Here is a 6241-nt window from a genome sequence, read left to right as displayed (position 1 = left end):
ATTCCTCTTTTAGTTTTTCGAAATCTAGTGTAAAATTGATTTGGGTCATCATATATTCCTCCTGTTTATTATTTTCGTGGTTGAAAACATTGTAACATGAGGAACTATGATGCCCTTTCTTTTTACACAATTATATAGACTTAATCACTCCTACTCTCCATTCGGGCTTTCATCAGCTTGATGAGTGACCTAAGTGCTTCTCTCTGATAAATTCAGGCACTCATAGCTTTGATGACTGACTTATCCCCTATTTCTTTACCTATGTACAAAAAAACGAACCTCTTAAAAGAGGTTCGTTTCATCTTTTTCAACCATGAATTTTATTCGCTACTTCTACTACACGTTTTGCTTGATGTTTCACTGCTGCTTGTACATCTTCCACCATAGAACCGTCTTCCTGACTTTGTGTAACACTTGTTCCATAAGGGTTACCACCTGCAGCAAAAAGAACATCACTTGAATAACCAGGTGGAACAATAATTGCACCCCAGTGCATCATGGAAGTGTATAAGCTTAACACTGTTGCTTCTTGACCTCCATGTGGATTAGAGGCAGAAGTCATCGCACTAACCACTTTGTTGACCGTTTTACCGGACGCCCACAATCCACCTTGTGTATCAATAAACTGTTTCATTTGTGATGCAACATTACCGAATCTTGTTGGTGTACTAAAGATAATTGCATCTGCCCATTCGAGATTTTCACTTGTTGCAACTGGAACATCTTGTGTTTCCTCTGAATGCTTTTGCCAGCCAGGATTTTGTGCAATTGCTTCTTTCGGTGCTGTCTCTGCAACCCGAACTACTTTTACCTCTGCACCGGCTTCTTCTGCTGCTTCCTTCGCCCAATTAGCTAATTGATAGTTAGTACCAGTTGAGCTGTAATAAACGATTGCTACTTTTATCATATTAAATGAGCTCCTTTTTAGTCATCTAGTTTAACTATGCCCATTTAATAAATAATTATACTTTTTAAAAAAGGAATGAACACCAAAGGATTCATCCCCTGCCATCCTTTATTCACCAATTTCCGCAAAACGTTTGATTCTTTCGCCAATTTCATCACGTACACGCTGGAAAACAGCCCATTTTTCTTCGTCTGTTCCTTCTGCCTTAGCTGGATCATCAAATCCCCAGTGTTCTTTATGAATACCAGCTGGAACTACTGGACAATTATCACGTGCGTCTCCACATAAAGTTACAACCATATCTGCACGGTTTAAGATTTCTGGATCAATCTTATCAGATGTTTGGTGAGAAATATCAATATCCACTTCTTTCATCGCTTTAACGGCATTTGGATTTAAACCGTGTGTTTCGATTCCTGCGCTGTAAACATTCCACTCATCACCTAAATATTTTTCAGCCCATCCTTCTGCTATTTGGCTACGGCAAGAGTTCCCTGTACATAAAAAGTAAATGGTTTTTTTCGTCATGTTAATCTCCTTCTAATTTATAATAGTAATAATGTGATATATAAACCGATTAATGTGATGAATAAAATCGGAACAGTTAAGATAATTCCTGTTTTAAAGTATGTTCCCCAAGATATTTTCACACCTTTTTGCGATAAGACATGTAACCACAAAAGGGTTGCTAATGAACCTATCGGCGTGATTTTTGGTCCTAAGTCAGAGCCAATCACATTTGCATAAATCAAAGCCTCCCGAACTACACCAGAAGTACTTGTCTCTGCAATCGCTAGTGCATCTATCATTACGGTTGGCATATTATTCATAACAGATGATAAAATAGCAGCGATAAAGCCCATTGCAACAGTTGCACTGAACAATCCTTGATCTGCACTCCACTGAATAACACTCGCCAATACATCTGTTAATCCCGCATTACGTAAACCATAAACAACGACATACATACCTATCGAGAAAAAGACAATGTCCCATGGTGCCCCTTTAACAACTGATTTCGTATTAACTGCTCTGCTGTTTCTCGCCATAATGAGAAAGAAAATCGCGATAATGCCAGCTATTATCGAAACAGGAACAGCTATAAATTCACTAGCAAAATAACCTACTAGTAATAACGCTAATACGTACCAAGATAGACGGAACATGTTATCATCTTTCAACGCTTCAGCTGGTTGCTTCAAATGCTCCAACTGATACGTTTTCGGGATATTCTTTCGAAAATAGAGATACAGTACCGTAATTGTCGCTATAATGGAAAAAATATTTGGAATAACCATTCGCGATGCATATTCAACAAAACCTATATCAAAAAAGTCTGCAGAAACAATATTTACTAAGTTACTCACAATAAGTGGTAACGATGTCGTATCTGCAATAAAACCACTTGCCATAATAAACGGAAAGATCATTTTTTCTTGGAATTGTAAATTCCGAACCATCGCAAGTACGATTGGTGTTAAAATTAATGCTGCACCATCATTTGCGAAGAATGCTGCAACTAATGCGCCTAACAAACTAACATACACAAACATTTTGATTCCATTGCCTTTCGCAAGACGAGCCATATGTAATGCTGCCCATTCAAAAAGGCCAATTTCATCTAATATTAATGAAATAATAATAATTGCGACGAAGGCGAGTGTAGCATTCCAAACAATTCCTGTTACCTCTATCACATCTGTGAATCCTACCACACCTACTAGCAGTGCCATAATCGCACCACCAATCGCTGAATAACCAATCGATAAATTTTTCGGTTGCCAAATAACTAATACTAAGGTTGCCAGAAAAATCACAATCGCTAAGATTACATCTAACAACATCTCATCCCCCTATTAACAACACGTAATTCTCGCACCGCTTTTCTCTAATTCTGTTAATTTTTCTTGTTGATCTGGCAATTGTGCCAAAATAGCGCGAACTAAGTCTATCCACTCACTTTCTTGATTCAATGAATAAAAAATCCATTGCCCTCTCCTTTCCTCTTGAATAAGATGAACATCTTTTAGTTTACGTAAATGTTGACTAATCGATGGCTGACTCATTTGAAAGATTTCAACGAATTCACAAACACAACAAGTTTGATGTTCAATCAGCTTTAGAATAGTTAATCTTGTTTTATCTCCTAACACTTTTAGTATTGGAGCTGCTTTTTCAATTTCCATGTAATCATTACTCCTTTCACTCATTTTACATAAGTATATAATTATTCACTTATATAATCAACTAATTTTGTGAATATTTAAAACAAAAGCAAAATATTTCAATTGATTATTTTTTTCCATTTAGTAGAATGGAATAGAAAAAGGTAACAGGAGGGGATATTGAATGAAAAGAGGATTCCTATTTATAAGTATCATCTTAGTACTAGTAGGATGTCGTGATGAAGTGAAAGGAATTACCGTTGACTTTACATTACCTGAAACTGCTAACACTGGAGAAAGCGTTTTACTCGAAACCACCGTGACATATGGGGAGGATGAATTAGTCACTGATGCAGAAGAAATGACATTCGAATACTGGAACACAGAGGATCCGGACAATACCGTTCACGTAGATGCGACTAACCATCATGATGGTACCTATTCAGCAGAAGTTACGTTTACTGAACCTGGTACTTTTGAAATTTATGCACATACAACCGCTCGATCTATGCATTCCATGCCAAAGAAATCGATTACTGTTGAGGGTGAGCAACTTGATGATCATCATGCAGAAGAACACGAGACAGAACATGCACATCAAGCCGATTTCAACTTATCCCTTCAACCACTTGATGAAATAACAGTCGGGCAAAGTGTGGATATCGCAGTAGAACTTACGATGGATCAAAACCCATTAACAGGTACACGTGTACGCTATGAGATCATTCCTGAAAATAGTGATAAACACGATTGGATCGATGCAGAAGAAACAGAAGATGGATTTTATCATAGTACCCACTCTTTTGAAAAAGCTGGACATTACAAAATGGTTGTTCACGTCACAGATGACGATGGATTACATGAGCATGAGGAATTTCATTTTGACGTAGAGGAATAGAAGAAACAAAAAGTATACACCGTTTGATAATTGTAACGTGTGTATACTTTTTGTTTTATTTAATAATACGAATAATAAGCGGAAATCGATATTCCTCTCCATTAAACGCTTTGACAGCACCGATAATCGTAAAAACAAATCCTGCTATCCCCACAATTGGTGCAAGTAGAAAGCCAATTAAGACAAACATTAATAACAAAGTAATTATTCCGTAAATTGCGTAAGAGATAAAGAAGTTAAAATATTCTTTCCCATGAAAATCAACAAAAGATGATTCTTCACGTTTTAATAGCCAGATAATTAACGGACCAATAACAGTAGTAAAAAAGCTTAATAAATAGATAAGCATTCCAAACATACGCTCATCACTATTTGACATTTTTTCACCCCCCATCGACATTTTACCACAAAAATATTGAATCTTTGCAATACATATAAAATCATTGAAAAACAGGGATAAAGTAGTAATTTATTTATAGGTTTTAGTATCTATTTTCAAAAGACCAACTAACTCAGCAAGTTGTTGGAGTTGTTTCACATCCGTCTCCAATATTTTTTGTTCCCGGTTCAACCATATGCCAAACATTCCAGCCTTTTGACTAGCTTCAGCATCAGTCTTTAGCCTATCTCCAATATAATAGCACTCCGCGGTATTAACATTAGCTTGCTTGCATGCTATATGAAATATTTTAGGGGTTGGTTTTGCTACTCCAACTTCACTCGATGTAAGGATATGCTCGAAATACGTTTCTATTCCAACAGTTTGTAATTTCTCTAACTGTTGTGCTTTTTCACCATTTGTTATAATACCTAGTCGATGGCCTGCTTGCTGCAGATTCTCTAAACAAGGTATAACATCATCAAAAATAGACCAATTGCGCTTATAATATAATAAGTACTCCTGGAACAAGTCATCCGCTTGTTGATTGCTTAATTGTTGACCAAAAATTCCTTTTATCCGTAATCGTCTTTGTTCTGCAAAAGATAGTTGCTTTTGTAAAAATAAATCGAAATATTGATGTGATAACTGAAACCACTTTTGTACAAACTCCTTTTCATCCACATTCAATTGCAAATAATACTGTTTGTGAAAATCTACTGCCGCTAATTTTTCAGCCCTATCATGATCTAATAATGTTCCGTCTATGTCGAAAAAGATCATTTTTCCCCCTCCATTAATCTATTCTCAACAGCCTTTTTAATTCATTCAAACAAACTTTTCCATATACAGAATGGTACTTATCCAGATGTTGTTCTATTTGCTGCATCTCTATAAATGGATGTATTTCCGTTGTATCTGCAATGTGATATATTCCTAGCAATATATCCATCGTTTCCTCAATAAGAAAGTGATCTTCCATCTCAAACAACACTTCTATTATTGTTGGAATAGAATCATATGCTTCTACAGGTGTTAAGCCAATGGTTAATTCTTCAAAAGCGTTTTGGAAATACCATTCATCGTTATCTAATTTAAATTGCCAGTCTTGGAATATAAGTAATATTTTTTGTTTCATTTCTCACCTCATAATTACACTATTTTAAAGTCTGTTTTTTTGATGACAAGTGATAGTATTAGTATTGATTAGTGATGTACTTAATTGTAAAATAAATACAACAAAATATAAAGGAGATACGTCTATGATTGGTTCCAAAATGTTTCAGATAACCAAAAAAAGGAGCTAAAAAATGGAATTAGTAACAGAACGATTAAAAATCGTCGCTTGTACGATGGAAGTATTAAGTTGTTTCCCCAATTATAAACTAGGTCCCCATATTAGTAGTTACCTAGAGCAACTTGAAGATGACACTACGTTGCTAGGGTGGGGAGTATGGCTTGTGATGAAACAAGAAAACAACACAATTATTGGAGATATCGGTTTTAAAGGAAAGCCTAATGAGCAGCAAACGATTGAAGTTGGTTATGGCATTGTACCTTCAGAGCAAGGTAATGGCTATGCAACTGAGGCAGTAGCAGCCATAATAGAGTGGGCTTGTAGCTCTAAAAAGGTAAGAACCATTACCGCACAATGCCAAAGGGAAAATATACCATCTAACAAAGTATTAATGAAGCTAGGCTTTCAACATATTAAGAGTGAAAACGATATGTTGAAATGGGCATTGGGAGTTCAGCAGCTTTAGTAGGTTTTCTGGCAACTTGAGTGGGTTTTCTGGCAACTTGAGTGGGTTTTCTGGCAACTTGAGTGGGTTTTCTGGCAACTTGAGTGGGTTTTCTGGCAACTTGAGTGGGTTTTCTGGCAACTTGAGTGG

The 6241-nt window shown here is 36.2% G+C and carries 9 protein-coding genes; 2 read left to right on the top strand and 7 right to left on the bottom strand.

All coding sequences use genetic code 11. The annotated features are described in order from the left end of the window. Positions 1-307 precede the first annotated feature (307 nt). From wrbA to SH601_RS07690, 4 genes are all read right to left on the bottom strand, one after another. Positions 308-907: an NAD(P)H:quinone oxidoreductase gene (gene wrbA / locus SH601_RS07705; protein WP_319957695.1), complete on the bottom strand. Its 600-nt coding sequence runs from the start codon at positions 905-907 to the stop codon at positions 308-310. Positions 908-1015: 108 nt separating this feature from the next. Then, positions 1016-1435 carry an arsenate reductase (thioredoxin) gene (gene arsC / locus SH601_RS07700; RefSeq protein WP_319957694.1) on the bottom strand — a complete coding sequence of 140 codons (420 nt, stop codon included), beginning with the start codon at positions 1433-1435 and terminating at the stop codon, positions 1016-1018. 17 nt (positions 1436-1452) lie between these two features. Beyond that, positions 1453-2751, bottom strand: a complete 1299-nt coding sequence (locus SH601_RS07695) for an arsenic transporter (protein ID WP_413775102.1) — start codon at positions 2749-2751, stop codon at positions 1453-1455. A gap of 12 nt (positions 2752-2763) precedes the next feature. Further along, positions 2764-3093: an ArsR/SmtB family transcription factor gene (locus SH601_RS07690; RefSeq protein WP_319957692.1), complete on the bottom strand. Its 330-nt coding sequence runs from the start codon at positions 3091-3093 to the stop codon at positions 2764-2766. Positions 3094-3256: 163 nt separating this feature from the next. Between SH601_RS07690 and SH601_RS07685 the strand changes: the two genes are divergently transcribed. Then, complete coding sequence (locus SH601_RS07685) at positions 3257-3970, top strand: FixH family protein (protein WP_319957691.1); 714 nt, start codon at positions 3257-3259, stop codon at positions 3968-3970. A gap of 55 nt (positions 3971-4025) precedes the next feature. Here the strand turns inward: SH601_RS07685 and SH601_RS07680 are convergent, their stop codons facing one another. The 3 genes from SH601_RS07680 to SH601_RS07670 form a co-directional block, all read right to left on the bottom strand. Then, complete coding sequence (locus tag SH601_RS07680; protein ID WP_319957690.1) at positions 4026-4349, bottom strand: DUF4870 domain-containing protein; 324 nt, start codon at positions 4347-4349, stop codon at positions 4026-4028. Positions 4350-4439: 90 nt separating this feature from the next. Next, complete coding sequence (locus tag SH601_RS07675; protein WP_319957689.1) at positions 4440-5132, bottom strand: HAD family hydrolase; 693 nt, start codon at positions 5130-5132, stop codon at positions 4440-4442. 13 nt (positions 5133-5145) lie between these two features. Further along, positions 5146-5487 (bottom strand): ABC transporter, encoded by a 342-nt coding sequence (locus tag SH601_RS07670; RefSeq protein WP_319957688.1) that lies wholly within the window; start codon positions 5485-5487, stop codon positions 5146-5148. 172 nt (positions 5488-5659) lie between these two features. On the opposite strand from SH601_RS07670, the gene SH601_RS07665 reads away from it, so the two are divergent. After that, a complete protein-coding gene (locus tag SH601_RS07665) occupies positions 5660-6112 on the top strand; it encodes a GNAT family N-acetyltransferase (protein WP_319957687.1) in 453 nt (150 codons plus the stop codon). The last annotated feature ends 129 nt before the right edge of the window (positions 6113-6241 follow it).

Origin of the sequence: Gracilibacillus pellucidus, from assembly GCF_033949965.1 — a bacterium.
Lineage (GTDB): Bacteria > Bacillota > Bacilli > Bacillales > Amphibacillaceae > Gracilibacillus > Gracilibacillus pellucidus.
Note: the sequence above shows the minus strand (reverse complement) of the source record. Positions and strands in the feature narration are given on the sequence as shown.